Here is a 26,585-nt window from a genome sequence, read left to right as displayed (position 1 = left end):
TTGAGGGATATCATTTTTACTTAAACTGTTAAAGCCGTACGCCACAAGGCTAAGAAAGGTTAATTATGGCACGTACTACCCCCATCGAACGCTACCGCAATATCGGCATCTCGGCGCACATTGATGCCGGCAAAACCACGACGACCGAGCGGATTCTGTTTTACACCGGGGTCAGTCATAAGCTGGGCGAAGTCCACGACGGCGCCGCTACCATGGACTGGATGGCACAGGAACAAGAGCGCGGCATCACCATTACCTCCGCCGCAACAACCTGTTTTTGGAACGGCATGGAGCATAATTATCCTCAGCACCGGATCAATATCATCGATACCCCCGGGCACGTCGATTTCACCATTGAGGTGGAACGTTCGATGCGCGTACTGGACGGTGCCGTGATGGTGTATGACTCGGTCGGTGGCGTGCAACCGCAGTCTGAAACCGTGTGGCGTCAGGCCAACAAGTACAAGGTGCCACGGCTGGCCTTTGTCAACAAAATGGACCGCACTGGCGCGGACTTTTTCCGCGTTCGCAATATGATGATTGAACGCCTGAAAGCCAATCCGGTGCCGGTGGTGATCCCCATCGGCGCAGAAGACCATTTTGCTGGCGTAGTGGATTTGATCCGCATGCAGGCCATCTTCTGGGAGGAAGCAACTCAGGGTATGACCTACCGCTTCGAGGCGATCCCAGCAGAAATGCTCGAACAGGCCCAAGAGTGGCGCGACAAGATGATTGAAGCTGCGGCGGAAGGCTCCGAAGCGCTGATGGACAAATACCTCAATCAGGTCGAATTAACCAATGAGGAGATCGTTCAGGGGTTACGCGCCCGCACCGTTGCCGGTGAGATCCAGCCAATGCTGTGCGGTTCGGCATTCCGCAACAAGGGTATCCAGCGCATGCTGGACGCGGTGATCGAACTTATGCCCTCTCCGCTGGATGTACCGCCGATGGAAGGCCATGACGAACGAGATAACATTATCACCCGCAAGGCCGATGATAATGAAAAATTCTCGGCGCTGGCATTCAAGCTGATGACCGACCCGTTTGTTGGCCAGTTGACCTTCGTACGCGTCTATTCCGGCATCGTGGCCAAAGGCGATAGCGTCTATAACCCGGTAAAAGGCAAAAAAGAGCGTATTGGCCGTATCGTGCAGATGCATGCCAACGATCGTAAAGAAGTCGATGAGCTGCACGCCGGGGATATTGCCGCCTGTGTGGGCCTGAAGGATGTGACCACCGGCGATACGCTATGCGATCCCAATGCCATTATCACGTTGGAACGCATGGTGTTCCCGGAGCCGGTTATCGCACAGGCCATCGAGCCAAAAACCAAGGCCGACCAGGAGAAAATGGGGATTGCACTGCAACGCCTGACTTCGGAAGATCCTTCGCTGCGCGTACGCACCGATGAAGACTCCGGCCAGACCATTATCTACGGCATGGGTGAATTGCACCTTGAGATCATAGTCGACCGGATGCGGCGCGAGTTTGGCGTTGAAACCAACACCGGCAAACCGCAGGTCTCTTACCGCGAAACCATCCGCCAGAAAGTGACCGACGTAGAAGGCAAATTTGTGCGTCAGTCCGGCGGTAAAGGCCAATATGGCCACGTGGTGTTGACGGTGGAACCCAATGAACCCGGTAAAGGCTTTGAGTTCTTTGATGAGATCAAAGGCGGCGTGATCCCCGGTGAATATATTCCTGCGGTGAAAAAAGGCATTCTGGAGGCGCTGAATAATGGCGTGCTGGCGGGTTATCAGATGGTCGATGTCAAAGTGCATCTGACCTTCGGTTCCTACCACGACGTGGATTCCTCCGAGCAGGCGTTCCGTATGGCGGCCATTTTTGGTTTTAAAGAGGCCTGTCGCCTGGCTAGCCCGGTGATCCTGGAGCCGATCATGGCGGTAGAGGTGGAAACGCCGGAGGATTACGCCGGGAACGTGATGGGCGATCTGTCGTCACGGCGCGGTATGGTACAAGGGATGGAGGATATCCCCGGTGGCGGAGGCAAAGAGATCCATGCCAAGGTTCCGCTCTCTGAGATGTTCGGTTATTCCACCACCCTGCGCTCCATGTCGCAAGGCCGTGCCACCTACACCATGGAGTTCAGCCACTACGCAGAGGCTCCACGTAATGTGGCCGAAGAAATTATCCAGCACAGTAAACGTTAATTGATAACGGCTACGGGGAAACCCGTAGCCTCAGATTGATGGCAAAGTTGAACTTGTAGGGGGCTACCTCAGCCTTGTCAGCGTGTCTCCTCCAACGCAACGACCATCGGTTCCAATTTAATGCGCATGGCATAAATCACCCCAATCATCAAACAAGCGATACCACATAGCGTCAGCAATGGCGGCCAGGTATGGCGCAGCATAAAGGTATAGGCCAATCCTGCCAGGATCTCGAACACGATCAGCGGCCCAAGCAGCACCGTCGGTAAACGCTGACTCGCCTCGTTCCAGCACAACGTACCTAACCAGGAACACAAAACGCCAATAGCGATCATTAACGGGATAAATACCTCCGGCCTAGGGCCAAACGGCAGTGCGAACTGCGGTTGTGTCAGCGCCAATTGCCCGCAAACCAGCAAATAGCCCATCAACGCCAAAGGTAAGGTCACAATCCCTTGTGCCGTGGCCCAGGTCGCGGGGCGTTTATCCGGGTTGTCGCGTAACCAACGCGCGTTACGCAGAGGGAACCAGGTCCAACACGCCACCGCTAATAGTGCCAATCCCAAGCCGCTGGTATAACGCCAGACATCAATAGGCTCGCTATTGCCCTGCAGTTCCGCAACGTTAACCAACACCAACCCCAGGGCAATCACCAGCAAGGCCGGGGTCAATTTTCGCCAGGAGAGACGGCCGTCGTGATGGCCATAAAACAGATTGGCGGCGACCGATATCACCACCGGTAACGTGCCGATAATCATGGTTGATATCGGCGCTCCGGTACGCTGGATCGCACTGGCCAAGCACAGGTAATACAGCAGATTACCAATTGCGGTCAGTTTTAACGCCTCTAGCCAATCTTTTGCCAGCAACTGACGCAGACGGTGGCGATCCAGCCAGGCCAGCGGCAGCACGACAAGACCAAAAGCCAGATAGCGCCCGGTGGATTGCAACGCGGCTGGGTAGTCCGGCACCAATAGCGGGCCAATAAATATCAGACCCCACATCAACCCGGCAATCAGGGCAAACATCACACCGACAAACATAGTGACTCCATCATCAACAGCCATACTCAAGTGGCATCAGGATAGAGGGACGTGGGGGCAGAATATTGTACCAGGTTGCTGTTTTACGCTCGCTTTCGCGGCAGAAGTTAACGCATCACCTGCTTTTGGTAGCGCGCAGGCGTGACACCGTAACGATTGACCAGCGCTTTGGTGAGATGTGCCTGATCGGTTAACCCCACAGCTACGGCCACCTGGGCCGCAGGCATTCCCCGCCCGAGCATCTGCTTGGCCTGCTCAAGCCGGATCGCCATCAGCATCTGATGTGGGGTGACATGGAATTGCGCTTTGAATTTACGCTGGAAGTGGTACGGGCTGAGCGAGACCAACGCCGCCAGATCGCTCAAGGTAATCGGGGAAGCGTAGTTATCCCGCAGATACTCCTTCACTACCACCATGCGGTGAGCGGCTTCACTCTGCTGCGGTTGAGCAATACGTATGTGGGGACGGAAAATATCAACGACGGAAAGCAGTAGGCTATCGAGCGCTAGCGTGTCCCGGGTTTGCCATAATGCGGCCAGCGTATGCGAAAGCCGCTTGGCCGCCACCGCATCATGTTGGATCACGTCGTGGAACCAACAGCCCTTCTCACCGGAAATCCGCTCCAGCGCCGCAGGCTCCAGATAGATCATCCGATAGTTCCAACCGCCTGCCGTTTCCGCTTCACCGGTATGCAGCTCGTCCGGATTCATCAGCACCAAGGCACCCGGGGCGGCTAAATGTTGTGCCCCACGGTAGCGAAAGCGCTCCGCCCCGGCTTCCACCGTGCCGATGCCAAACGCATCATGGACGTGTGGCTCAAACGCATAGCGATCGATATGGGCCTGATAAAGTTCCACACCCGGCAACTGCGGCAAATGCCGGAACTGGGCGCGATCTTTCTCAAACGGAAACTGTTCTGGCACACCTTGCACTTCCCTGGCTCCTGTTATCTTTATTGGGTTACTCCATAAAACCATAATGGGCTACGTCACGCCAGAAATCTGGTACCAGTACGGCCATTGTCAGCCTCCCCCCCTATATGCCCATACTTTTAATGTGACAAGGTTAAAAAATATTCAACGAACAGGTTGAGTATTGACGCTGACGTTCTATATTTAACCATATGGTTAAATTATCTTCCTCACCGCTGGACGCCATTTTCCACGCACTGGCTGACCCGACAAGGCGCGCCATTCTGCGCACATTGGCCGAAGGCGAACACAGCATCGGTGAATTGGCTGCGCCGTTCGAGATGTCGTTTGCCGGAGCTTCCAAGCATATCAAAGCGCTGGAGCTTGCCGGGCTGGTGCAACGCACCGTGCAGGGAAGAAACCATATCTGCCGGCTCGCCCCTGAGCCGATGGTGCAGGCCATGCAGTGGCTGCAAACCTACGAACATTTCTGGAATGAGCGGCTAGACGCGCTAGAACAAGCGCTGCTGCAGGCCGACTCGCATCCTCCGACGGAGTGAACCCATGAACGACTACGGTATGATTATTGAAACCGGTACGCTGCGGATCCAGCGGCTGCTGCCCGGCCCGCTCAAGCGCGTCTGGGCCTACCTGATCGAATCGGATAAACGTGCCAGTTGGCTGGCCGCCGGTGAGATGCCCATGCAGGTCGGGGCCAAGATCGAGCTACTGTTCTGCAATGCCGATTTGGCCGGTGAGGATGAGAAACCGCCAGCAAAATACAAATCCTGTGCCGGTAAGATCTCCCAGGTGGGTCATATCACCTGTATTCTGCCACCGCGCCTGGTGAGCTTTACCTGGGCAGAGACTGGGGAAACTCGTCCTTCTGAAGTCACTATTGAACTGACCGAGCAAGAGGATAAGGTGCTGTTGACTCTTACCCATCGCCGCCTGGCCAACCGTGATACCTTGCTCAGCGTCGCCAGCGGCTGGCATACCCATTTGGATCTGCTGGCCGATCTCCTGCAACAACGTACGCCACGCCCATTCTGGGAATCCATGAGCCGGCTGGAAGACGAGTACCGGGCCAAACTGTAAGACCAACAGGATGAGGATAGCAGTTCTCATCCCAGGATTACCTCATCAATCTGATGCCCTTGAAACATGGAGTTACGATGCGTCAACGTATTATTGTTTGCCCGTTAATTGAAAACGATAACGCCTATCTGCTGTGCAAAATGGCGGCCCATAAAGGGGTATTCCCCGGCCAGTGGGCGCTCTCCGGCGGCGGTACCGAGCCAGGGGAAACCATCGAGCAGGCGTTGCGTCGAGAAGTAAGTGAAGAACTGGGTAGCGATCTGGTGCTGGATCACATTCAACCCTGGACGTTCCGCGACGACGTGCGGGTGAAGACCTACGAAGATGGCAGCAAAGAGCAAATCTATATGATTTACCTGATTTTTGACTGCCACGCGGCCAACCGCACCATCACGCTTAATGATGAGTTTGAAGAATATGCCTGGGTACAGAAGGAAGAGTTGGCCAGCTACGACCTGAATGAAGCGACCCGATTCACGCTACGCCAGCGTGGGTTGTTGGAGTCATGATGCCCCTCACCCTAACCATAATTAACACTTTTAAATCGGAACCCGACAACAGTAAAGCGACAACTTTCGGAGTTGAGATTATGATCGTAAGATGTCACCCCGCCGTTTTCAGCGCTTAATCTGTGACGTTAATCATATTAACCCCGGCTTAAAACGCCTTTTCTTATGGTTTTTATACGGAGGTGGGATTTTAATTCATTAAAACAATAGGATGGGTTTTGGCGTCATTTATCCCAACGAGTGTTGGCACCTCTGTTAATTACAAGGATTAATCTTGTTGTGGTTAATTTCGGTTGCATAGAAAAACGATCGGCCTAACAAAATCCTCTTTCATAACATGGGTTATAACAATCCGAGAGCAGTCACCTGCCCTCGGAGAGCGTTAAACGGTCGTTACTTATCTTTCAGCCCGCGGTTGATCAACATCGGTTCAATGCTCGGCTCCTGCCCACGCCACTTAACGTAAAGCTTTTCCAGATCCTGGCTGTTGCCCTGCGACAACACCTGGTCGCGGAAGCGTTGGCCATTCTCTGCCGTTAACCCGCCGTTATCGCTGAACCACTGGAAGGCGTCATCGGCCAACATTTCCGTCCACAGATAGGCGTAATAACCAGCGGCATAGCCGTTGCCCCAGATGTGCTGGAAATAGCTGGAGCGATAGCGCGGTGGCACATAGCTGAGATCGATCTTGTCCTGACGCAGCGATGCAGCTTCGAACTTGTCCACGTCTTGCTGCGGTTGATCGGCGCCCAGCATGTGCCAATGCATATCCAGCAGCGCGGCGGCCAGCAACTCGGTCATGGCGTAGCCCTTGTTGAACTTGTCGGCCTTGTTGATTTTATCAACCAGTTCCTGCGGCATTGCTTCACCCGTTTGGTAATGCTTGGCAAAGTGGGCGAATACCTTAGGATCGCTGGCCCAGTGCTCGTTAAACTGCGACGGGAACTCGACAAAATCGCGGGCAGTGTTGGTGCCAGACAAGCTTGGGTATTGCTGATCGGCAAACATACCGTGCAGCGCATGGCCAAACTCGTGGAACAGGGTGATCACATCATCATAGGATAGCAACGCCGGTTGGCCCGCAGCGGGTTTGGTGAAGTTGGAAACGTTGTAGATCACCGGCTTAGTACCGTTGAGTTTTGACTGCTCAACGAAGTTGCTCATCCAGGCGCCACCGCCCTTGTTGTCACGCTTAAAGAAATCGGTGTAGAACAGCGCCAGAGACTGACCGTCTTTATCAAATACCTCGTATACCCGCACGTCCGGATGATAAACCGGGATATCTTTGCGCTCTTTAAAGCTGATGCCGTACAGCAAATTGGCGGCGTAGAATACGCCGTTATGCAGCACGTTGTTCATCTCAAAGTAAGGCTTGATCTGTGATTCATCCAGATCGTACTTCTCTTTACGTACCTGCTCGGCATAGAACTGCCAATCCCAGGCAGCCAGCTTAAAGCCGCCGTTTTGCCGATCGATCACGGCCTGAATATCTTTGGCTTCGCGCTCTGCCCGGGCCGTGGCGGCAGGCACGATATCACGCATAAACGCCAATGCCGCATCCGGGGTTTTCGCCATCTGATTTTGCAACTTCCAGGCAGCATAGTTCGGGAAACCCAGCAGTTTGGCCTGCTCGGCACGCACCTTGGCTAAGCGCGCCAAGGTTTGGCGGGTATCGTTGGCGTCATTTTTCTCTGCGCGGTTGATCGACGCTTCGAACAATTTTTGGCGGGTATCGCGATCTTTCAGGTTCTGCAAATCGGGCTGTTGAGTGGTGTTTTGCAACACCAAGAGCCATTGCTTATCCAACTTACGTTCGCTGGCTGCCTGTGCGGCGGCTGCCAGCTCGCCCTCTGAAAGCCCGGCCAGCAGGGTTTTATCTCCGAGCGCCAGCGCACCGTTTTTGCTGGCAACCAGTAATTTATTGGTAAACTGGGTGCTCAGCGTCGCCGCTTCCTGGTTCAACGCTTTCAGTTGGGTTTTATCCGCGTCACTCAGGTTGGCCCCGGCCAGCACATAGTTCTTGTAGGTCACCTCTACCAGTCTCAGGGACTCGGCATCCAATTTGAGGCTGTCACGCCGATCGTAAATCGTCTTGATGCGCGCAAACAGTTTGCCGTTCAGCATGATGGCATCATCTAACGCCGCCAGCTTCGGTGAGGTTTCTTCATCCAGCTTTTGCAGCGCGTCGCTGGTATTGGCGGAGGTCATCGCGCCAAACACGTTCATGGTGCGTGTCAGCAGTGCGCCACTCTTTTCCAGCGCTACGAAGGTATTGTCAAACGTAGGTTCTGCCGGGTTATTGGCGATTTTTTCGACTTCTGCCAGTTTCTGCTGGATACCGGCGGCGATGGCCGGGGCATAATCGCTTTCGCTGATGACATCAAAGCGAGGGGCTTGGAAGGGTAACTGACTGGTGGCAAAGAACGGGTTTTCTCCCTGCTTATCCTGCTTAACTTCTCCGGCCACTTTCGCCTCCTTAGTCTGGGTGTTCGTTTCTGCCAGCGCGGGCGTGCTTAGCGCAACGCCAATCGCCAGTACCAGGGTTGATAAACGCATCAAATCGAAACTCCTCCATGTCTTAATGTAGGGACGCTGCGTCCACTTGGATAGAAACTGCAAATTCAGCAACATAGCCTAGCTTAGGCTTAAGTACTTCACAAAGAGATCCCCTCCACACTCTGCGGTTTCGTGCGGCCCATCGGGATCGCATTTTTTACATTCCGGCGGTGGTTTAAACTATCTATTGATTTCCGTCAACAAGAGCCTGCAGCCACTCTGTTGTTATTGGGCAACCAATGTCGATGCAAAGCGTGGTCAGCGCAGGCATCCCACGACCGCACATGATGATCACTTCGGAAGATATCGTGCACGGAAAACCCCATCCAGAGCCCTATCTGATGGCGGCAGCCAGATTTGGCTTGCCGGTGCAGAAATGCATGATTTTTGAAGATGCAATTTCTGGCGTAAACTCAGCCCTTGCAGCCGGAGGACAAGTGATCGTCATCGGTAACGGCATGCCGATTTCCTCCCCGCAAATCAAGGCCACCGTAGCCGACCTGAGCAGCTTTAAAGCCGAATTTATCGACGATATCATCCACTTTTCCTGGTGACGTCAACATTATAGCGGGTACATTTGATGCGCCTGCTAATAATCAGCCAATTAACTTCTTTTTAACCTCCCCGTGATGCGTTATGCTCAAAAATCCGACGTTGTGATTTTTAAAACGGGATTTCTGTTTATGTCTGCCTATTTACCGTTCTCCTGCCTGAGCCGTCCATGAGCTGGTTCTCCCGCGCTAGCGCGCTCCCCTTGCTGGTTGCCGGGGCATTCTTTATGGAAAACCTGGACGGCACGGTGATCGTCACCGCGATGCCGCAAATGGCGGCAGCCTTTGGCGTACAGCCGGTAGATATGAACATCGGGGTTTCTGCCTATATTCTGACCCTGACGGTGTTTATCCCCGCTAGCGGCTGGATCGCCAACCGCTTTGGTGCCCGTAATATTTTCACCGCCGCCATCGTTATTTTTACCCTGGCCTCGGTGCTATGTGCCCTCAGTACCACCTTACCGCAGTTTACCGCCGCTCGTATCCTGCAAGGCTTCGGCGGCGCGCTTATGGTACCAGTTGGCCGCCTGGTGGTACTGCGCAATACCGCCAAATCCGATCTGATCAACGCCATTGCTACCATCACCTGGCCAGGTTTAGCAGCCCCGATCCTGGGGCCACCGGTAGGCGGTTTCATCACCACCTACGCGTCTTGGCACTGGATTTTTATCCTCAACGTACCGCTTGGCCTGTTGGCCCTGTTCTTCGCCTGGCGTTTGATCCCTCGTGAACCCACGCAGAAAGGGGTCCCCTTTGATGGATTGGGTTTTGCGCTTACCGGCGTCGCCTGCTTCGGGTTGATGTTTGGGCTGGATCTGATCAACAGCCCGCAGCTTTCCTGGCTGGTACCGCTGTTATGTCTGGCTGGTAGCCTGGCACTGGGAAGCCTGGCGATACGTCACGCTAAACGTCATACTTATCCCTTAATAGATCTCTGGGCGATGCGGATAAAAAGTTACGCCGTCACTATTAAGGGCGGCACTCTGTTCCGCATCGCCATTGGAGCCGTGCCCTTCCTGCTGCCCTTGCTGTTCCAAATCGGCTTTGGGCTGAATGCCTTCGATGCGGGGTTGCTGGTGCTGGCAGTGTTTGCCGGTAATCTGGTGATGAAGCCGTTCACCTCACCGATCCTCTACCGGTTCCGCTTTCGTACCACGCTGGTGGTCAACGGCTTACTCAATGCTGCCACCATTTTTGCCTGCGCGCTACTAACCCCGCAGACCCCCACCTGGCTGATCCTGGCACTGCTGTTTGTCAGCGGTTTGACCCGCTCGATGCAGTTCACTGCGCTGAATACGCTGGCCTTTTCCGAAGTGCCGCAACCGCGTATGAGCGGCGCCAACACGCTGTTCAATATGGCCCAACAGATGGGCAGCGGCCTGGGTATCGCCATCGGCGCACTGGCGCTACGGTTGGCAGAGATGCTGATGCCGCAGCAACAGGGCGTGGTGGCGCTGGCCGATTTCCAACTGGCCTTTATGGTGATTGGCGTCATCGCCCTGTTGGCGGTGCTGGATAGCTTTACGCTGGGCGCGGAAGCGGGCAATGAAATCCGCCAAAGGAAAAACACGCCCACCACATCTGAAAAATCGATGGCAACCAAGAAAAATAAGTCGCATCTGCCGCTAATCAACGTAATATCGACGATCCGCCCCGTTTTAACGGGAGCGGATTTTTGCCGTTTTAGGCCTGAAAAGCGAGGTAATAATAATGATGCACAGTGACCTTACTCAGTGCCGTGTGAATACCGATCGGTTGTTGATTGCCCCCTTTACCGCAGCAGACGCCGACGATGTTTACCAGGCGATCACCCCTACGCTAACGCGTTTTTTAACCTTTGAACCAGAAGAGTCTCCCGAGGCATTTGCCAACGTCTGGGAAGGCTGGCTGCCGTTGATCCGCGAAGGCGAAGAAGTCATCTTTGTGGCCCGGCTGCGTGACAGCAAGCAGTTCGTCGGTCTGGGCGGTGTGCATAATCTGCACAGCGAGACACCAGAACTAGGCATCTGGGTGAAAGAAAATCTGCATGGCTTGGGTTATGGGCGCGAAATCGTGCATGCCATGGCTACCTGGGCCAGCGAGCGCTACCACCCACCGTACTTTATCTATCCCGTCGCCGAGCAGAATACGCCAAGCCGCCGCATTGCCGAATCGCTGGGCGGTGCCGTACAAGGCCGCCGCGAGAATATCAAATATGACTGTGTGGTTTACCACGTGCCGGCTATCAACGGTTAAAATTGCAGGGTTAACGCAACCGCGTTAGAGTGGATGCAAGCTAAAAACAGTTAAGGAACAGCAGCATGATTATTTTTGTCACGGGCGCTACCTCCGGTTTTGGTGAGGCAATTGCCCGCAAATTTATAGGTGAAGGCCATCAGGTGATTGCCACTGGTCGTCGTGTGGAGCGCCTAGAGGCGCTGCAAGCAGAACTTGGTGAAACACTGCATATCGTGCGTTTGGATGTCCGCAACCGTGCGGCGATCCAGCAAGCCATCGAAGAGTTACCCGCTGCGCTGCGCAATATCGACGTTCTGGTGAATAACGCCGGCCTGGCGTTGGGCCTGGAGCCTGCGCACAAAGCCAATGCGGACGACTGGGAAACCATGATCGATACCAACACCAAAGGGTTGGTCAACATGACCCGCGCGCTGCTACCAGCCATGGTGGAGCGCAACGTTGGCCATGTGATCAACATCGGTTCCACTGCCGCCAACTGGCCTTATGCCGGTGGTAACGTTTACGGTGCTACCAAGGCCTTTGTTAAACAGTTCAGCCTGGGTCTGCGCGCCGATCTGCATGGTACCCATATCCGCGTTACCGATATTGAGCCAGGTATGGTTGGCGGCACTGAGTTCTCCAACGTGCGCTTTAAAGGGGATGACGGCAAGGTAGATAAAACCTATCAAGGGGTGGATGCCCTAACGCCGGATGATGTTGCCGAAGCGGTATTCTGGGTGGCAACGCTGCCTGCCCGCGTCAATATCAATACCTTGGAAATGATGCCGGTCAGCCAGTCCTTTGCCGGGCTGAGCATTCATCGCGGTTAATCGTCCTATCCTATGGCAGGACACCAGCCCTGCCATTTCATGCTTCACGCAGTGCGCCAGCCGGAAACGATAATCAGCATCCCCAGCAGTGCCACCCCGGCCCCCAACCAATCCATGGTCGACAACTTCACGCCATCTACCACCCGTAGCCAAAGCAGCGCCGTTGCCACATAGACTCCACCATAGGCGGCATAGACTCGCCCGCTGGCTGCCGGATGCAACGTCAACAACCAGACAAACATCATCAGGCTGAGGGCCGCAGGCAGCAACAGCCAGGCGCTGGCGTTTTTCTTTAGCCACAGATACGGCAAGAAACAGCCAATGATTTCGGCCAATGCCGTGGCAAAAAACAGTAAAGTGGTTTTTAACATTAACGGTATTCTCTCACTAAATTAAACGAACAAGGCGACGCGCTGGTGCTATATAACAGCACAGTGATATATTTAAGCCATGCTACAGCCAGTGTTGCTGGTGGATGCAACACTCACTTATAAGGATGAAACAATGAAATTACTTTCCCTTCCGCGCCTGATGTTACCGATCACCATGTTATTGCTGGCCGGTGCCTGGCAGGCTCCCGCCTTCGCAGCCACTTGCACCCAGGGCAGCACCTGCGTCACAGTTGACGGCACCGGCGGCCCAGCCATGAGCAATGAACAGGCTCGCCAAAGCAAAGAGCAGTGGAACGAAACCAAGTCGCTGCGCGGTAAGGTCAACACCCGCGTCGAGAAAGAGTTTGACAAGGTTGACCGCGCTATTGATGCCGAAGATCGTTGTGATAACAGCTACAACGTCAACGCTTATTGGGAGCCTTCAACCCGTAAGTGTCTGGATCGCACGACTGGCCGTCCAGTAACTCAGTAATCGCCAGCAAAGGTCAACTATTCAACCTAATGCTGTTATCCTGATAAAGATTATCATGCTCAAATAAGGATAGAATGATGAAAAAAGCGCTTGTAGTAGGTGTACTGCTGTTAGCCACCGCGCCGCTGGCCGCTTTTGCCTCATGTGAGAGCATAAAGGCGGATATTGCCCAGAAGATTGTCAATAACGGCGTGCCGGAATCCGGCTTCAAGCTGGAGATCGTGCCTAACGATCAGGCGAACCTTGCCGGTGGACAGGTGGTTGGCCATTGTGGTCAAGACACGCAGAAAATTGTCTATACCCGCCTGAATAATGGCGACGACAGCGGCGACGCGGCGCAAACTGGCACCAGCCAGGATACTCAAGCCCCGCAGTAACCGGCTCAAGGGCGCAGTTCGTTACTGCGCCCCTCTTCTTTGTTACGCCTGTTTAATCTCTTCACCTTCGCCCTGCGGCCTATGACGAGCAGGGATCAGCATAGCGGCACCCAAGGCAAACAGCGATATCAACGCCGAGACCAGAAATACCCAATGCATTGAGGCGGCGACATGCCCAATGAGATCCGCCAGCGCCTCAGGCCGCATGGTGTTGCGTACTTCTGGTTCCATCAACTGCTGCACCGGATCAACCGTTTGTGGCAGACGCAAATGCAGGTTGATATTCAACGTGGCCCCAAGAATGGCAGTGCCGATGGCCGATCCGACCATCCTGGTGAATACCGTGCAGGCGGTTGCGATACCGCGAATACTGTAATGTGCCGCATTCTGTACCGAGACCAGGAAGGTGGTATTGCACAACCCCATACCGACCCCGATGATAAACGCCGCAACCCGCCCCCACAGTAACCCACCCGAAGGCTGTAATAGCAGCAGGATAAAGCCACCGGCCGCCAACAGCAGCGCACCAAGCAGTGCCGTGGTGCGATAAGAAGTCAGCAGCATCAAACGCCCGCTCAGCATACTGGCCAGCGGCCAGCCAATCGACATCAAGGCCAACGTGGTTCCGGCTTCCAGCGGAGTTCCGCCCTTCACACCCTGGATAAAGGTTGGCAAGAAGGCGCTGATCCCCATCATGGCAGCACCGATCACCACGCCGCCGATATTGCCAGCCACAATCACGCGGTTTTGCCACAGGGCCAGCGGGAACAATGGTTCAGGAGTACGACGCTCCTGACGAATTAACAGTCTCAGCGCCACTAACGCCAACGCCAGCAGTGGTATGATCCACCCTCCCAGCATTTCCGCCTGCAAGAGTGATAGCAGTAATGCAGCGACAAAGATCGTCAGCCAAGCCGTTCCCGCCAGATCCAACGCATGTTTGCGCCCCTGTTTAAGGTCTGGCAGGTAGCGTCCCAGGAAATACATCGCCAGCAGGCCAATGGGCAGGTTGACCCAAAATACCAAAGCCCAAGACGTGTGTTGCACGATAAACGCACCCAGTAACGGGCCAAGAATGGCCGAAACACCCCAGACGCTGGAGAGATAGCCCATAACTTTTGGCCGCTCGGTGGCGCTGTAAATATCGGCGATTACGGTGGTGGCGATCGGCATGATTGCCCCGGCGCCCAGCCCTTGCAGCAAGCGGAAGGCAATCAGCCAATACATATTCGATGAAAAACCGCACAGGATCGATCCGAGCAGGAACAGCGTCGCCCCAAAGAAAAAGAGGGGTTTCCGGCCGTATAAGTCCGCCAATCGTCCGTAGATCGGGATGGTAATAGCCTGAGCCAGTAAATAGACCGAAAACACCCAGCCCAGCAACGAAAAACCACCCAGGTCGCCAATAATCGTCGGCATCGCGGTGGCGACAATGGTGGCCTCGATGGCAGACATGAACATCGCCAGTATGCAGGCAAACAGGATCAACGGCCGATGAGCTACTTGGACAGTGCTCGGAGAAGTGTTAGTGGTCATCAGTTTATTATGTGTCCCTATGTCTTTTATTTTCCCCGGATTATAACAGCCAAGGCATATTCTGTAGTTTGTCAGGGGATGTCGTGCACCAAAATACCGCAACAACGCACCAATGAAATAAATTGTGACAGCGTCACCTAAAAATAGTCACCATATTGAATAATAAGGTATTTCTTAGAAATAGCCTGTGAGCCTCGCCACGCCTGCTTCATCGTCAGAACCTATCCGAACGATAGCGTACACCAATGATAGTGATTGATTTTAATCAAGTTGCCAACCGCCCCTAGCCATGACAATCCGATTGCCCCTTTTATTACCTCTTTATATGTAGGGTTTTTTGGCAGTCAACTCATTGGAGCGAGAACATGATTAAAAAAATTATTCTGGGATGTGCCGTAACCGCCGTCGTCGGCTATTTGGGGACCGTCGGCTATGTCTACCATTACGATCAACAGCGTAACCCCGTCGTTGCTGGCAATCAAATCGATACCCTATTAACCCGCAATGGCTGTGACTATTGCCACTCCAACTCGGCTCAGCTTCCCTTCTATGCCGAGTTGCCTATCGCCAAACAAATTATGGCGCAGGATATCCTCAGTGGAAATCAGCATTTCAACCTCGCTGCTACCCGCTCCGCCCTGCAACAAAAAACCGCAGTGCCGGAAGTGGATCTGGCAAAGCTGGAAGCCGTGCTGCAAAGCCAGGAGATGCCTCCGCCAATGTATAAGATGGTCCACTGGGCTGGAAACGTTAGCGACAGCGATCGCAATGAACTACTGAGCTGGGCCCGTCAACAGCGCGAGCAGTTCTATACCCTGCCGGATACGCCAGCAGAACTGCGTGGTGCCGCCTTACGGCCGGTGCCAGCCTCGTTACCTACCGATCCGCAGAAAGTGGCACTGGGCTTCCGGCTGTTCCACGATCCTCGCCTGTCGAAAGATAACAGCATCTCGTGTGCCCACTGCCATAAGCTGGGCGAAGGCGGCGTGGATGGCCGCGTCTCATCGCTAGGAGTTGGCGATCAGGTCGGGCCAATCAACGCCCCGACGGTGTTTAATGCGGCTTTCAATATGGCGCAGTTCTGGGATGGTCGAGCGACAGATTTACAGGCCCAGGCCGGTGGCCCGCCAATGAACCCGATCGAGATGGCCTCTGAGTCCTGGGATGAAATCATCGCTAAACTGGATCAGGACGCTTTGTTGAAGGCCGATTTCCGGCGCGTCTATGCTAACGGCTTCACCGGCGATAACATTACCGACGCCATTGCCGAGTTCGAAAAAACGCTAATCACGCCAGACAGCCCGTTTGACCGTTACCTGAAGGGCGATAGTGACGCCCTGACGGCTCAACAGAAGCACGGCTACCAGCTGTTCCAGCAAAACAAATGTGGCACCTGCCATACCGGGGTCAACCTTGGCGGCCAATCTTATGAGGTGATGGGGCTGAAAGCGGATTACTTTACCGCTCGCGGTAACTCTACCGAGGCCGACCTTGGTCGTTACAACGTCACTAAAAATGATAGCGACCGCCACCGTTTCAAAACCCCGACCTTACGTAACATTGCCCAAACCGCCCCTTACTTCCATGACGGCAGCGTGACTTCTCTGCATCAGGCGGTCAAGGATATGCTGACTTATCAGGTTGGTGTTACCCTGCCAGACAGCGATATCAAGGATCTGGTCGCGCTGTTGGAAGGCATGAGCGGTAAATATCAACCTGCAACGCCTCCAGGCGGTTAATACTTTAGCCACAACGCCAGGGATCTGATAAAGATTCTCTGGTTTTCAGGTGGGTAGACAAGCACAATGCCCACCTGAGCCTCTTATTCTTCATCATCTGCCGACACATGAATCAATTAGTCCCTCTGCACCACTATCGCGCCCTGCTGCGCCATCTGTTTATTGCCGTCCTACTCGGCATTTGTGCTGCGCTGGCCGTGTGGTTATTTCACCGCGCCATGTTCGGGCTTGAATGGCTGTTGCTGGATCACGATGAAGGCAGTTTGGTAGCCGCTGCTGCTGCACTGCCCGGATGGCGCAGAGCGTTGACGCCAGCGTTGGGTGGATTGGCCGCTGGCTTTTTGTTGTGGATCTACCAGCGTTACCAGCATCAAAAACCCATCGCTCCAACGGATTATATGGAAGCGATTGAAACCGGCGACGGACGGTTGGCCGTTAACGCCAGCCTGATAAAATGCCTGGCCTCGCTGTTGGTGGTTTCCAGCGGCAGCACCATTGGCCGCGAGGGGGCGATGATCCTGCTGGGGGCGTTGGTAGGTTCGGTATTTGCCCAGCGCTTTACCCCGGCGAAAGAATGGAAATTGTGGGTGGCTTGCGCTGCCGCCGCCGGGATGGCTAGCGCCTATCATGCCCCGTTGGCGGGTAGCCTGTTTATCGCGGAAATTCTGTTTGGCTCCCTGATGCTAGCCTCGCTTGGCCCGGTGGTGATCGCCGCCGTGAGCGCGCTGCTGATGACCAACCTGCTGAACGGTGGCCAGGCTCCGCTCTATATCGTGGAGCCGCTTGCTGCTCCCTGGCCGGTGCAGTATCTGTTAATGGCTTTGGTGGGCGTACTGGCGGGAGTTTGTGGCCCGCTCTTTCTGTGGGCAATGGCAGCCAGCGGGAGGGCGTTTCGTTCGCTCAACCTCATACCGCCGTTACAGCTGGCACTTGGCGGGCTGATCGTTGGGTTGCTTTCCTTGCTGTATCCCGAAGTCTGGGGAAATGGCTATAGCGTGGTGCAATCCTTACTCTCGGCCCCACCGGGGATACTGCTGGTCAGTGCGATCCTGATTTGCAAACTGTTAGCCCTGTTGGCCAGCAGTGGCTCAGGTGCACCTGGTGGCGTGTTTACGCCGACATTATTCGTGGGGGCCGCACTGGGCTCGGTAGTGGGCCAGATGTTTGGCCTATGGCCCGAGTTGGGTACTGCAGTGCCCATTCTGCTGGCACTGACCGGTATGGCGACATTGCTGGCTGCCACCACTCATGCGCCAATTATGGCGGCATTAATGGTGTTTGAGATGACCGGGGAATATACCCTGCTGCCAGGCATTCTGTTGGCTTGCGTTATCGCCACTACCATTGCTCGCGGGCTACGCCCGCTGTCGGTTTATCACAACGCGTAACGATCAACCAGCTGCGAAACGTCCAGATACTGTGCCAGCTCACGTTGTTCCGCGCGCGGCAGATACGGGATCTCACCCAGCAACGGAGCCGGAATGCGCTGCTGCATCGCATCGATAGTTTCTGCATAGTGGGCTAAACCGGGGTTGATTCGATTAGCCACCCAGCCCAGCAATGGTAAGCCATCGTTAATAATTGCCTGTGCGGTCAATAGCGCATGGCTGACACAGCCCAGTTTGATCCCGACCACCAGGATAACCGGCAGTTGTTCCTGCACCACCCACTCGGCATAAGGACGGAGATCGTTCATCAATACCCGCCAGCCGCCGCAGCCCTCTACCACTACCGTATCAGCTTTAGCGGCGAGATGATGCAAACCACGGCTCATCAGTCCGTAATCAATATCCTGAGTTGCATGGGCATGAAACACCTCATCCAGACAGGTGATCGGGTTGATTTCGTCATAGGTGAGCGGCAATGAGGAAGAGGCCCGTAAAACTAAAGCGTCTCGATTGCGGATGCCTTCACTGGTTTCCTGGCAGCGTGCCGCAATGGGCTTATAACCCGCCACTGAGCGACCTTGCGCGGCGAAAGCCTGCAATAAACCGCGGGAAACCACTGTCTTACCTACGTCGGTATCCGTGCCTGTAACAAATAAACGCTTTAACATGAATAGATTGCCTTGAAATGCCTCGTTAACCTAAAGAATCGCCGTAAATCACGACGAGAGTTGTCCTACGGGAAAAGTCTAGGGGATGCAACTCAACGGGGGCTTGAGGTAGCTCAATCTTTTGGCGTTAAATAATAAGAAAATCTGATAAGAATAACTTATGTCAACCTTGTAGCAACTTCACCAGCAAAGAACCATTATACATGGCTTCTTTCACCAGTGCGGCTCCCGGCATGGTGCCTTGGTTGAAGAACTGGGTGGATTCAACTTGAACATGTTCGCTGTACGCAGGCAAGGATTGCTGACGGATGCAGGAAGCAATCGCCGGATGCAGGATTTCTGCGGCCCGGTTCAACGGTGAACCTACCAGGATTTTTTCCGGGTTGAACAGGTTGACCATGATCGCCACGATGCGCCCGACGCTGTGGCCTACGCCAAGAATAATATCTTTGGCTAACTGATCGCCGGCCAAAGCCGCATCGCACAGCGATTCCACGGTCAATGGCGCGCCATGCAGCATGGAAGACATCGAACCTCCCAGTCGTTGCTGGGCAATTTCCAACATGTTTTCAATGCTGGCGACCGTTTCCAGACAACCATGGTTACCGCAATAGCAGCGTTTACCGTAAGGATCGACCTGTGTGTGACCAATCTCCACCACGCTGCTGCTGCCCGCATGCAGTACGCGTCCGTTAGTGATCACCCCTGCGCCAACGTTATGATCGATGACGATCTGTATAACGTTGAGGCTGCCACGGGATGCGCCATACAGCGCCTCTGCCATAGTCCAGGCGCAGATATCATGCTGAACATAAACCGGCAGGCCCGTCAGAGCCTCTAGCGCTGGGCCCAACGCCATTTCGTTGACGTCATAAAACGGCATGCGGTGAACAATACCCGCGGCGGTATCAATCATGCCGGGCAGCGTAATGGCGATGGCGGTTAAACGTTCCAGTTTGCTTTGGTGGCGGATAAAGAACTGCTCTACTTCACTAACGATGTGCTGTAATAAAAGCTCAGGATGTTCGGCTGTTAGCGGCAGCAGTTCTTCAACCACCATCTTGCTACTGAGATCGCGCAGCGCCAGGGTAATGGTGCCGCGGCTGATACGTGCAGAGAGGTAATGCCAGGCTTCGGTATCCAGCACCAGACCAACGGCCGGGCGACCACGGCTACCCACTTCCTGATATTCGGTTTCTTTAACCAGATGCGCTTCGAGCAGTTCACGCACGATTTTGGTGATACTGGCTGGCGCCAGCTGCGCCCGCTTGGATAATTCGATGCGCGAAATCGGTCCCAGCCGATCTATCAGCCGGTAAACTGCCCCTGCATTGGTTTGCTTGATCTGATCAATATGCCCAGGCTGCCCATCCGCAATCACACACCCGCTCCTGCTATTTTTCGCGCTTCTAAATAAAGATTAGAAGCTATGGTGGGGCTTTTGGAATACAGCGTCAACTATTTGATTCGTTATGTGATTAACAGCACAAATTCACCAAGCTTTCCGCTCAAAACGTTTCTTATTTACACAGCTTTGGAGTCGAGCATCAGCGCCATCAACGCCCTGGCCGCTGCCGTTAACGGCCTGCTACGATGATGCACCAACCAGACCTCGGTCATCGCCTCAGGCTCGGCTAAAGGGAGATAAGTCACCCCGTCAATTTTCACCCGGCCAAAGGACATCGGCAAAATGGAAATCCCCAGCCCGGCCGCAACCAGACCGATAATGGTCATCGCTTCCCCAACTTCCTGCGTAATGTAAGGGGCGATCCCGGCATTGGCCAACAATGCCAGGATTTCGTCGTACAGCGCGGTGCCCACTTCACGGGAAAAGAACACAAAGGGTTCCAGTGCCAAATCACTGAAATGCAACGTGCCTGGTGCCTTTTGGGTTAACGGATGACCATTGGGCACCACGGCAAGCAAAGGTTCGCGTAATAACAGCTGATGTTGCAGCGCGTCCGGCAAGCGGGTATTACGCATCACCCCCAGATCCAGGTCACCGTTGAGCAGCGGCTCAAGCTGTTGCTTGGTGTTGACCTCTCGCATTTTGATATGCACATCCGGTGATAACTGGCGAAAGGCTCGCAAACTACGGGAAACTACGCTGATAAACGGAGCCGAAGAGGTAAAGCCAATCGTCAGTTCACCCAGTTCGCCCCGCTCAAGGCGCGCCGCCTTCTCTGCTGCCCGGTTGACCTGGGCAAGCACCTGATAGGCTTCTTTTAAGAACATCTCCCCCGCCTGAGTCAGGCTGACGTTACGATTATTACGCGCCAGCAAACGCGCACCCACCATATCCTCCAACGCCTGGATCTGTTGGCTAAGAGGGGGCTGGGAAATCCGTAGCCGTTCTGCTGCCCGGCCAAAATGCAGTTCTTCGGCGACGGCCACAAAGTAGCGCAAATGTCTGAGCTCGATATTCATACTTTAAACATCTTAATTAGGATGATTAATATATTAGACAAAAAACTGGCCGCTCCCTATGATTTTGTGACTCAAGACCTGTTTTTCATCTCCCGAACCCGGTAAGGAACAGTTGTGACAACCGCTTCGCGTTCTGCGGCTAGTATGCCAAAAACGCTGCCTGCCCCTGACAGTGCTCCAACAACCAAACGCACCACGCTGAATAAACTCCCCTACATCGAACGCGGTACCCCGCAGTTTATGCGCGTAACCTTGGCGCTGTTCTCTGCCGGGCTGGCGACCTTTGCGTTGTTGTACTGCGTACAACCGATCTTGCCGGTGCTTTCGCGAGATTTTGGCATCTCACCTGCTGAGAGTAGCCTCTCTCTCTCCTTCTCCACTGGGTTGTTGGCCATAGGCCTGATGTTTACCGGCCCGCTGTCAGATGCGATTGGCCGCAAGTCTGTGATGGTAGTGGCCCTGCTGTTAGCGGCGGTCTGTACGCTGATCTGTGCCTTTATGACCAGTTGGCACGGCATCTTGCTGATGCGGGCGCTGATTGGGCTTTCGCTGAGCGGGGTTGCGGCAGTCGGTATGACCTATCTGAGCGAAGAGATCCACCCGAGCTTCGTGGCCTTTTCTATGGGCCTGTATATCAGCGGCAACTCGATCGGTGGGATGAGCGGACGCCTGGTGACCGGGGTGCTTACCGATTTCTTCTCCTGGAGGATCTCGCTGGCGGTGATTGGGGTATTCGCCCTGGCGGCGGCCTGCATGTTCTGGCGCATTCTGCCTGCTTCCAAACATTTCCGCGCCAGTTCATTGCGGCCAAGGACGCTGCTGATTAACTTTAAGCTGCATTGGCACGACAAGGGGTTACCGCTACTGTTTGCCGAAGGTTTCCTGCTGATGGGCAGCTTTGTGACGATGTTCAACTACATCGGCTACCGCCTTCTGAGCGATCCTTATCATCTTAGCCAGGCAATTGTTGGCCTGCTGTCGGTGGTATATCTCACCGGCTCTTACAGTTCACCCAAGGCGGGTGCTCTGACCTCCAGATTTGGTCGTGGCCCGGTATTAATCGCTTCTATCGCAATTATGCTGATCGGGATACTGATCACCGCCTTGGCCCCGGTAGCGATAATCTTTATAGGCATGATGCTGTTCACTGCCGGCTTCTTTGCCGCCCATTCGGTTGCCAGTAGCTGGATTGGCCACCGCGCACGCCGGGCCAAAGGCCAGGCTTCTTCGCTCTATCTGTTCTGCTATTACGTTGGTTCCAGCGTTGCTGGGACGCTTGGTGGCGTGTTTTGGCATAACTTTGGCTGGGGCGGCGTGGTCACCTTTATCAGCGTGATGCTACTGTTGGCCCTGCTGGTTGGCCATTATCTGAAGAAATTGCCGGAAGCCGCTCGTATTTAACCCCCCTTTCCACTACGGGAAGGGGCGGCAGTGGTGGAAAGAACTTTTCCCCGGGGTTCTTATCGCAACTTCCTACAGCCTTTCTATCAAATCAGCTCATGGGGCGGGTGCCAAAAAATACGGTGAGTTTCCTAACCATGAACTCACTGAATTATCGAAGCTACCAATTGCCATACGGATACGCCTTCCCCTTAATAAAATCCATGATGTCTTTGTCATATCCATAAGAAAAATCGCTCTTGGTTATCCCTTTACAAAGCTCTAATTTATCCCCGGACACGATCTTTAAGACTGATGGCGTCACACGATAATTAGGCTGATTACCGATACCTCGCAGCCAGACTGCAACCTTACCTCCCGGAGCCAGACCAATTTGTATGTTGTCGTAATACCCGGTATTTCCATGATAATCCTTATACACGCTGGGTTTGCGCATTTTCTCCACATCAGCGTCAGATAAGGTCAGGCGAGTTTCATACACTCTTTTATCAATCACGGAGTCCCAGCAAAAAAGAATTACGCCATGTTTATTATGGCTTTAATCCCTAACCGGACTAAATTTTACTATTGCCAGCTTTTGTTACGTATTCCTGGAGCCTACCCCGGCAGAAGTATAAAGGGAATTTATATTTAGCATGTAAATGGTTCGCGTAATAACGTTACGCGCCCTGAATTTACAGGAAATCAGTCACGTTCGAACTCTCGAAAATCAGCGATGAGTATCTTTCTCCACGAGAACCAAATTGCCTCGTATTTCTGGCCGGACAATTGCCCTATTTTGCCTGTTAAGCGTTAACTACTCGTTGTTTATGATTGCGATGAGGCTGAAGTTGCCACCCCAGTTACCTTGCCTTAAAATGTATGTTGTAACTAAAATGCGAGGTGATGATGGATAAGTACAGCCTGATCGGCAGAATGAATGCGCGTTTTAGCGAACTGGAACAGGCGCTGGCACAACTCCACCAGCAAATCCTGCCATTGCGGTTGCTGGCAGCACGAGTGTTCAGCCTGCCAGAAATCGAGAAAGGCAAAGAACATACCGCCATTGAACAGATCAGCGTGGAACAGCATGTGGGCCAGGCCGCGCGTGATTTAGCCCTGGAGCACTACCAACGGCTATTTATCCACCACAACCGCCAGCATATCAGCAGTAAGGCGGCAGTAAGATTGCCCGGTGTCATTTGCCTAGAGACCGAACGAACCGATTATCTGGCGCTACAACAGCAGATCGCCCTGATCAACCGGCTGAAGGCGGAACTGGAACAGATCATTACCGTAGAGTCTGGCCTGGCACCCGAGCAACGTTTTGATTTTGTGCACACCCACCTGCACGGTTTAATTACCCTCAGCGCCTATCGCTCCATTACCCTACTCACCAACCCGGATTCGGTGCGTTTTGGCTGGGCCAACAAGCACATCATCAAGAGGGTGAAACGCGACGATATTTTGGCACAGCTGGAGAAAAGCCAGAAAGCCGGGCGCGCCGTTTCGCCCTTCAACCGCGAACAGTGGGCGGAGTTGGTGGGCCGCGAAATTGACGACGTTAGTCACCTGCCGCAGAACGCCATGCTGAAAATCAAACGGCCAGTGAAGGTACAGCCAATCGCACGCGTCTGGTATCAACCGCAGCAAAAGCAGGTACAGCACCCCTGCCCGCTGCCGCTGATTGCCCTGTGCCAACCAGAGATGGGCGCACAGGTGCCAAAAGTTGGTGAACTGCTTAACTACGACGTGACGGCGGTCAAACACAAATATAAGCCGGAGGCTAAACCCCTGCGCCTGCTGGTGAAACGGCTGCATTTGTATACCGATATTGAGGAATAACTAACGCTTGCAAGGTATCCGCTCAAGAATGCCATCCTGGAAAACCGGATATAACGCGATTTCGTCGGGATGATAGGTCACCCACAGGGCAATCTTATCCGTTTGCGCTTGCTGAAGAAAATCCAGCCGGCTACTTAGGTTGACTTCAAAACTCTGCCAGAAAATCTATCAATTTTCTGATTTTTAGCGGCACATAGCGCGCATAGGGATAAATGAGAATAAACGGCCGTGAGGTGCCAGCATAGGCCGGTAAAACCTCAATGAGTTCTCCGCGCTGTAGATCCTGCTCGACAACAAATCGGTATACCTGCATTAGTCCGGCACCGTTTTTAACCAGTGTCAGGGTCGCAAGAAAATCTTCCCGGCAGACGAATCGACCGGTAGTTTCCACTTTAATGACCTTATCATGCTCGATAAACGTCCAGGGTATTTGTCTTCCGTTACTGGGTAGTACGTACTGAATACATTCATGATGTGCCAAGTCTGCAGGCTCTACCGGTATCGAATGATGCAGCAAGTAAGCAGGTGTGGCTACTACGATCAGTTCTGCATCCTCTAACCGGCGCGCCACCAGACCTGAGTCGTTCAGTTCACTCCCCCGGATCGCTACGTCAAACTTATCCTCGGAAAAGTCGATATTTTGATTACTCACTTCCAGATTGATCGTCAGATCCGGGTAGCGGGAACAGAACTCCGTCAGTCGTGGTATCAGGCGATAGTGCGCATAGAGTGTAGGCGCGCTGATACTGAGGGTGCCTACTGGCATTTGCCGCTCACCAGAGATCTTTGCCTCTGCCTCTACCAATTGGCTCAGCGCCTTGCGGCATTCCAGATAATAACTCTGACCCGTGTCTGTTGTGCGCATACTCCGCGTAGTCCTGATAAACAGCTTGGCCTGTAAGCGTTTCTCCAGTCTGGCAACAGAGCGACTGACCGCGGCAGGTGTCACCCCTGCGGCGCTAGCCGCGGCAGTAAAGCTGCCGGTTTCCACCGCCAGGCAGAACAGTTCGATACTGCCCATTTGTACATCATCAAAATAGCGCGACATGACAACTCCAGGTCGAATAATTACATCATGTATAAATTAAAGTTCTTTTTAGCCTATTTTTCAATTTATTAGCATGTATTAGCGTTAATGCACGGCAAATAGTTGCCCTGTTGAGGACACATAATGAACAGAACTAAAACGGCTATTGTTACTGGCGCATCGAGTGGTCTGGGTTTCGCCATCGCGGAGGCTTATCTGGCTCGTGGCTATAATGTGGTGGCTAATGCCCGTTCACTGGAGCGTTTACAAGCGGCTGCTGACCAGCTTGGCAATCCTGTAAACCTATTATTAGTACCAGGGGATATCGCTATGCCCGCAACGGCAGACCACCTGTTCGCACTGGCAGTGCAGCAGTTTGGTCAGATAGATATTTTAGTAAATAATGCGGGTATATTTATTGCGAAACCCATAACTGAATATACGGCACAAGACGTAGAAGCAATGGTGGATACCAATCTCAAGGGTTTTTTCTACCCTGCACAGGCCGCAGCTCGACATATGGCACAACATGAGTCAGGTCATATCATCGCCATTACAGCGTCGATCGCGATGCAGCCTAATAATAAGATACCGGCCTTATTGCCTGTGCTTATTAAAGGTGGATTAAACCACGCTGTGCGAGGGCTTGCGCTTGAGTTGGCGCCGCATAACGTGATGGTCAATGCCGTTGCACCCGGCATTATTGCCACACCATTACATGAGTCAGATGAACAAAGTCTGGCGTTTCTCAATCAGTTGGCACCCACTGGCCGCATTGGTCAACCACAGGATATCGTCGATGCGGTGCTGTACTTAACCGACGCCAATTTTGTTACGGGTACGGTCGCTACTGTGGACGGTGGCTCCACGGCTGGCGTCTGGTAAAGGAGAATTTGCTTTACCATCAGGTTAGTGATGACAAAGTGGCAATGGTTGCTGAATTTGCAGGGGCGCAATGTAGCGCCCTTACATTGAGTATTGAGCCCCAATTTAATCCATTGATTATCGAGCGGCAGGCAGGCTATTCGTCGTTAAGCTTGTAAACACGCAGCCGGTGGCCATCGAGATCGGTGGCAACAAAGGTGTAGCCGAAATCCAGTTCGACCGGAGATTGCACCATGGTTAATCCCTTTTCCCGCCACTGTTGATAGAGCGCATCAACCTGTTGCGGTTGTTCGCATATGAAGCAGATTTCTGTACCGCCGCCGATCACCGTCGGCGCAGGCTCCACGGTATGTTTCGACCACATTCCCAGCTTGAAACCATTGTTCAAGATAAATAATGCGAAGGTGGGAGACTGCTCGACAGGTTCGGCACCCAACAATTGGCGATAAAATTCGGCGCTTTTTTCTGGGCTATCGACATAAATCATGGTCATGCTTGGAGTGGTCATAACGTTATCCTCTGGATGGGAACCGGCTGGCTCCTGATAACGTCACTCTAGTGCA

The 26,585-nt window shown here is 53.7% G+C and carries 26 protein-coding genes; 15 read left to right on the top strand and 11 right to left on the bottom strand.

Features of this window, described 5'->3' with window-relative positions:
- Positions 1-65 precede the first annotated feature (65 nt).
- Complete coding sequence (fusA, locus tag KAJ71_RS08770) at positions 66-2,171, top strand: elongation factor G (RefSeq protein WP_248945363.1); 2,106 nt, start codon at positions 66-68, stop codon at positions 2,169-2,171.
- Between the two features lie 77 nt (positions 2,172-2,248).
- On the opposite strand, the gene KAJ71_RS08765 is transcribed toward fusA, so the two are convergent.
- Together KAJ71_RS08765 and KAJ71_RS08760 are read right to left on the bottom strand one after the other, a co-directional pair.
- Complete coding sequence (locus tag KAJ71_RS08765; RefSeq protein ID WP_248945362.1) at positions 2,249-3,214, bottom strand: DMT family transporter; 966 nt, start codon at positions 3,212-3,214, stop codon at positions 2,249-2,251.
- A 107-nt stretch (positions 3,215-3,321) separates the two neighbouring features.
- Positions 3,322-4,146 (bottom strand): AraC family transcriptional regulator, encoded by an 825-nt coding sequence (locus tag KAJ71_RS08760; protein ID WP_248945361.1) that lies wholly within the window; start codon positions 4,144-4,146, stop codon positions 3,322-3,324.
- Between the two features lie 191 nt (positions 4,147-4,337).
- On the opposite strand from KAJ71_RS08760, the gene KAJ71_RS08755 reads away from it, so the two are divergent.
- The 3 genes from KAJ71_RS08755 (at position 4,338) to nudI (ending at position 5,732) form a co-directional block, all read left to right on the top strand.
- On the top strand, positions 4,338-4,685 hold the full coding sequence (locus KAJ71_RS08755; protein ID WP_021178010.1) for an ArsR/SmtB family transcription factor: 348 nt from the start codon (positions 4,338-4,340) through the stop codon (positions 4,683-4,685).
- Positions 4,686-4,689: 4 nt separating this feature from the next.
- A complete protein-coding gene (locus KAJ71_RS08750) occupies positions 4,690-5,223 on the top strand; it encodes an SRPBCC family protein (protein ID WP_248945360.1) in 534 nt (177 codons plus the stop codon).
- Positions 5,224-5,300: 77 nt separating this feature from the next.
- On the top strand, positions 5,301-5,732 hold the full coding sequence (nudI, locus tag KAJ71_RS08745) for a nucleoside triphosphatase NudI (RefSeq protein WP_248945359.1): 432 nt from the start codon (positions 5,301-5,303) through the stop codon (positions 5,730-5,732).
- A gap of 393 nt (positions 5,733-6,125) precedes the next feature.
- Here the strand turns inward: nudI and dcp are convergent, their stop codons facing one another.
- Positions 6,126-8,288 carry a peptidyl-dipeptidase Dcp gene (dcp, locus tag KAJ71_RS08740; RefSeq protein WP_248945358.1) on the bottom strand — a complete coding sequence of 721 codons (2,163 nt, stop codon included), beginning with the start codon at positions 8,286-8,288 and terminating at the stop codon, positions 6,126-6,128.
- Between the two features lie 239 nt (positions 8,289-8,527).
- Here dcp and KAJ71_RS08735 point away from each other — a divergent pair, with 239 nt between their 5' ends.
- The 4 genes from KAJ71_RS08735 to ydfG all read left to right on the top strand — a co-directional run bounded on the left by KAJ71_RS08735 (position 8,528) and on the right by ydfG (position 11,886).
- Positions 8,528-8,842, top strand: coding sequence for an HAD-IA family hydrolase (locus KAJ71_RS08735; protein WP_248945357.1), 315 nt, complete (start codon positions 8,528-8,530; stop codon positions 8,840-8,842).
- Positions 8,843-9,009: 167 nt separating this feature from the next.
- The gene (locus KAJ71_RS08730; protein WP_248945356.1) at positions 9,010-10,563 is read left to right on the top strand and encodes an MFS transporter; all 1,554 of its coding nucleotides are present in this window, start codon (positions 9,010-9,012) and stop codon (positions 10,561-10,563) included.
- A complete protein-coding gene (locus KAJ71_RS08725; RefSeq protein ID WP_248945355.1) occupies positions 10,550-11,074 on the top strand; it encodes a GNAT family N-acetyltransferase in 525 nt (174 codons plus the stop codon). The genes KAJ71_RS08730 and KAJ71_RS08725 overlap by 14 nt, the downstream gene beginning before the upstream one ends.
- Before the next feature lie 65 nt (positions 11,075-11,139).
- Complete coding sequence (gene ydfG, locus KAJ71_RS08720) at positions 11,140-11,886, top strand: bifunctional NADP-dependent 3-hydroxy acid dehydrogenase/3-hydroxypropionate dehydrogenase YdfG (protein ID WP_248945354.1); 747 nt, start codon at positions 11,140-11,142, stop codon at positions 11,884-11,886.
- 44 nt (positions 11,887-11,930) lie between these two features.
- Here ydfG and KAJ71_RS08715 read toward each other — a convergent pair whose 3' ends face one another.
- Positions 11,931-12,257: a YnfA family protein gene (locus KAJ71_RS08715; protein ID WP_248945353.1), complete on the bottom strand. Its 327-nt coding sequence runs from the start codon at positions 12,255-12,257 to the stop codon at positions 11,931-11,933.
- 133 nt (positions 12,258-12,390) lie between these two features.
- Here KAJ71_RS08715 and KAJ71_RS08710 point away from each other — a divergent pair, with 133 nt between their 5' ends.
- Together KAJ71_RS08710 and KAJ71_RS08705 are read left to right on the top strand one after the other, a co-directional pair.
- Entirely contained in the window at positions 12,391-12,750 is a 360-nt protein-coding gene (locus tag KAJ71_RS08710) for a DUF1283 family protein (protein ID WP_375540726.1), read from the top strand.
- A gap of 77 nt (positions 12,751-12,827) precedes the next feature.
- On the top strand, positions 12,828-13,127 hold the full coding sequence (locus KAJ71_RS08705) for a DUF1161 domain-containing protein (RefSeq protein WP_248945352.1): 300 nt from the start codon (positions 12,828-12,830) through the stop codon (positions 13,125-13,127).
- 42 nt (positions 13,128-13,169) lie between these two features.
- On the opposite strand, the gene KAJ71_RS08700 is transcribed toward KAJ71_RS08705, so the two are convergent.
- Entirely contained in the window at positions 13,170-14,663 is a 1,494-nt protein-coding gene (locus KAJ71_RS08700; protein ID WP_248945351.1) for an MDR family MFS transporter, read from the bottom strand.
- A gap of 368 nt (positions 14,664-15,031) precedes the next feature.
- Between KAJ71_RS08700 and KAJ71_RS08695 the strand changes: the two genes are divergently transcribed.
- Together KAJ71_RS08695 and clcB are read left to right on the top strand one after the other, a co-directional pair.
- Positions 15,032-16,402 carry a cytochrome c peroxidase gene (locus KAJ71_RS08695; RefSeq protein ID WP_375540730.1) on the top strand — a complete coding sequence of 457 codons (1,371 nt, stop codon included), beginning with the start codon at positions 15,032-15,034 and terminating at the stop codon, positions 16,400-16,402.
- A 107-nt stretch (positions 16,403-16,509) separates the two neighbouring features.
- Positions 16,510-17,790 (top strand): voltage-gated ClC-type chloride channel ClcB, encoded by a 1,281-nt coding sequence (gene clcB / locus KAJ71_RS08690; protein WP_248945349.1) that lies wholly within the window; start codon positions 16,510-16,512, stop codon positions 17,788-17,790.
- Here the strand turns inward: clcB and bioD are convergent.
- From bioD to KAJ71_RS08675, 3 genes are all read right to left on the bottom strand, one after another.
- Complete coding sequence (gene bioD / locus KAJ71_RS08685; protein WP_248945348.1) at positions 17,778-18,458, bottom strand: dethiobiotin synthase; 681 nt, start codon at positions 18,456-18,458, stop codon at positions 17,778-17,780. The genes clcB and bioD overlap by 13 nt on opposite strands.
- Positions 18,459-18,621: 163 nt before the next feature.
- A complete protein-coding gene (gene mlc, locus KAJ71_RS08680; RefSeq protein ID WP_248945347.1) occupies positions 18,622-19,839 on the bottom strand; it encodes a sugar metabolism global transcriptional regulator Mlc in 1,218 nt (405 codons plus the stop codon).
- A gap of 143 nt (positions 19,840-19,982) precedes the next feature.
- Positions 19,983-20,885, bottom strand: a complete 903-nt coding sequence (locus KAJ71_RS08675; protein ID WP_248945346.1) for a LysR family transcriptional regulator — start codon at positions 20,883-20,885, stop codon at positions 19,983-19,985.
- 144 nt (positions 20,886-21,029) lie between these two features.
- Between KAJ71_RS08675 and KAJ71_RS08670 the strand changes: the two genes are divergently transcribed.
- The gene (locus tag KAJ71_RS08670) at positions 21,030-22,286 is read left to right on the top strand and encodes an MFS transporter (protein ID WP_248945461.1); all 1,257 of its coding nucleotides are present in this window, start codon (positions 21,030-21,032) and stop codon (positions 22,284-22,286) included.
- Between the two features lie 160 nt (positions 22,287-22,446).
- On the opposite strand, the gene KAJ71_RS08665 is transcribed toward KAJ71_RS08670, so the two are convergent.
- Positions 22,447-22,803, bottom strand: a complete 357-nt coding sequence (locus tag KAJ71_RS08665; RefSeq protein WP_311294846.1) for a DUF2931 family protein — start codon at positions 22,801-22,803, stop codon at positions 22,447-22,449.
- Between the two features lie 371 nt (positions 22,804-23,174).
- On the opposite strand from KAJ71_RS08665, the gene tus reads away from it, so the two are divergent.
- Positions 23,175-24,110 (top strand): DNA replication terminus site-binding protein, encoded by a 936-nt coding sequence (gene tus, locus KAJ71_RS08660; protein ID WP_248945460.1) that lies wholly within the window; start codon positions 23,175-23,177, stop codon positions 24,108-24,110.
- A gap of 145 nt (positions 24,111-24,255) precedes the next feature.
- Here tus and KAJ71_RS08655 read toward each other — a convergent pair whose 3' ends face one another.
- The gene (locus KAJ71_RS08655) at positions 24,256-25,158 is read right to left on the bottom strand and encodes a LysR family transcriptional regulator (protein WP_248945344.1); all 903 of its coding nucleotides are present in this window, start codon (positions 25,156-25,158) and stop codon (positions 24,256-24,258) included.
- Between the two features lie 123 nt (positions 25,159-25,281).
- Between KAJ71_RS08655 and KAJ71_RS08650 the strand changes: the two genes are divergently transcribed.
- Complete coding sequence (locus KAJ71_RS08650) at positions 25,282-26,022, top strand: SDR family NAD(P)-dependent oxidoreductase (protein WP_248945343.1); 741 nt, start codon at positions 25,282-25,284, stop codon at positions 26,020-26,022.
- 136 nt (positions 26,023-26,158) lie between these two features.
- Here KAJ71_RS08650 and KAJ71_RS08645 read toward each other — a convergent pair whose 3' ends face one another.
- Positions 26,159-26,530, bottom strand: coding sequence for a VOC family protein (locus KAJ71_RS08645; protein WP_248945342.1), 372 nt, complete (start codon positions 26,528-26,530; stop codon positions 26,159-26,161).
- Positions 26,531-26,585 lie beyond the last annotated feature (55 nt).

The sequence above is a fragment of the Serratia silvae genome (assembly GCF_023282985.1).
Lineage (GTDB): Bacteria > Pseudomonadota > Gammaproteobacteria > Enterobacterales > Enterobacteriaceae > Chania > Chania silvae.
Note: the sequence above shows the minus strand (reverse complement) of the source record. Positions and strands in the feature narration are given on the sequence as shown.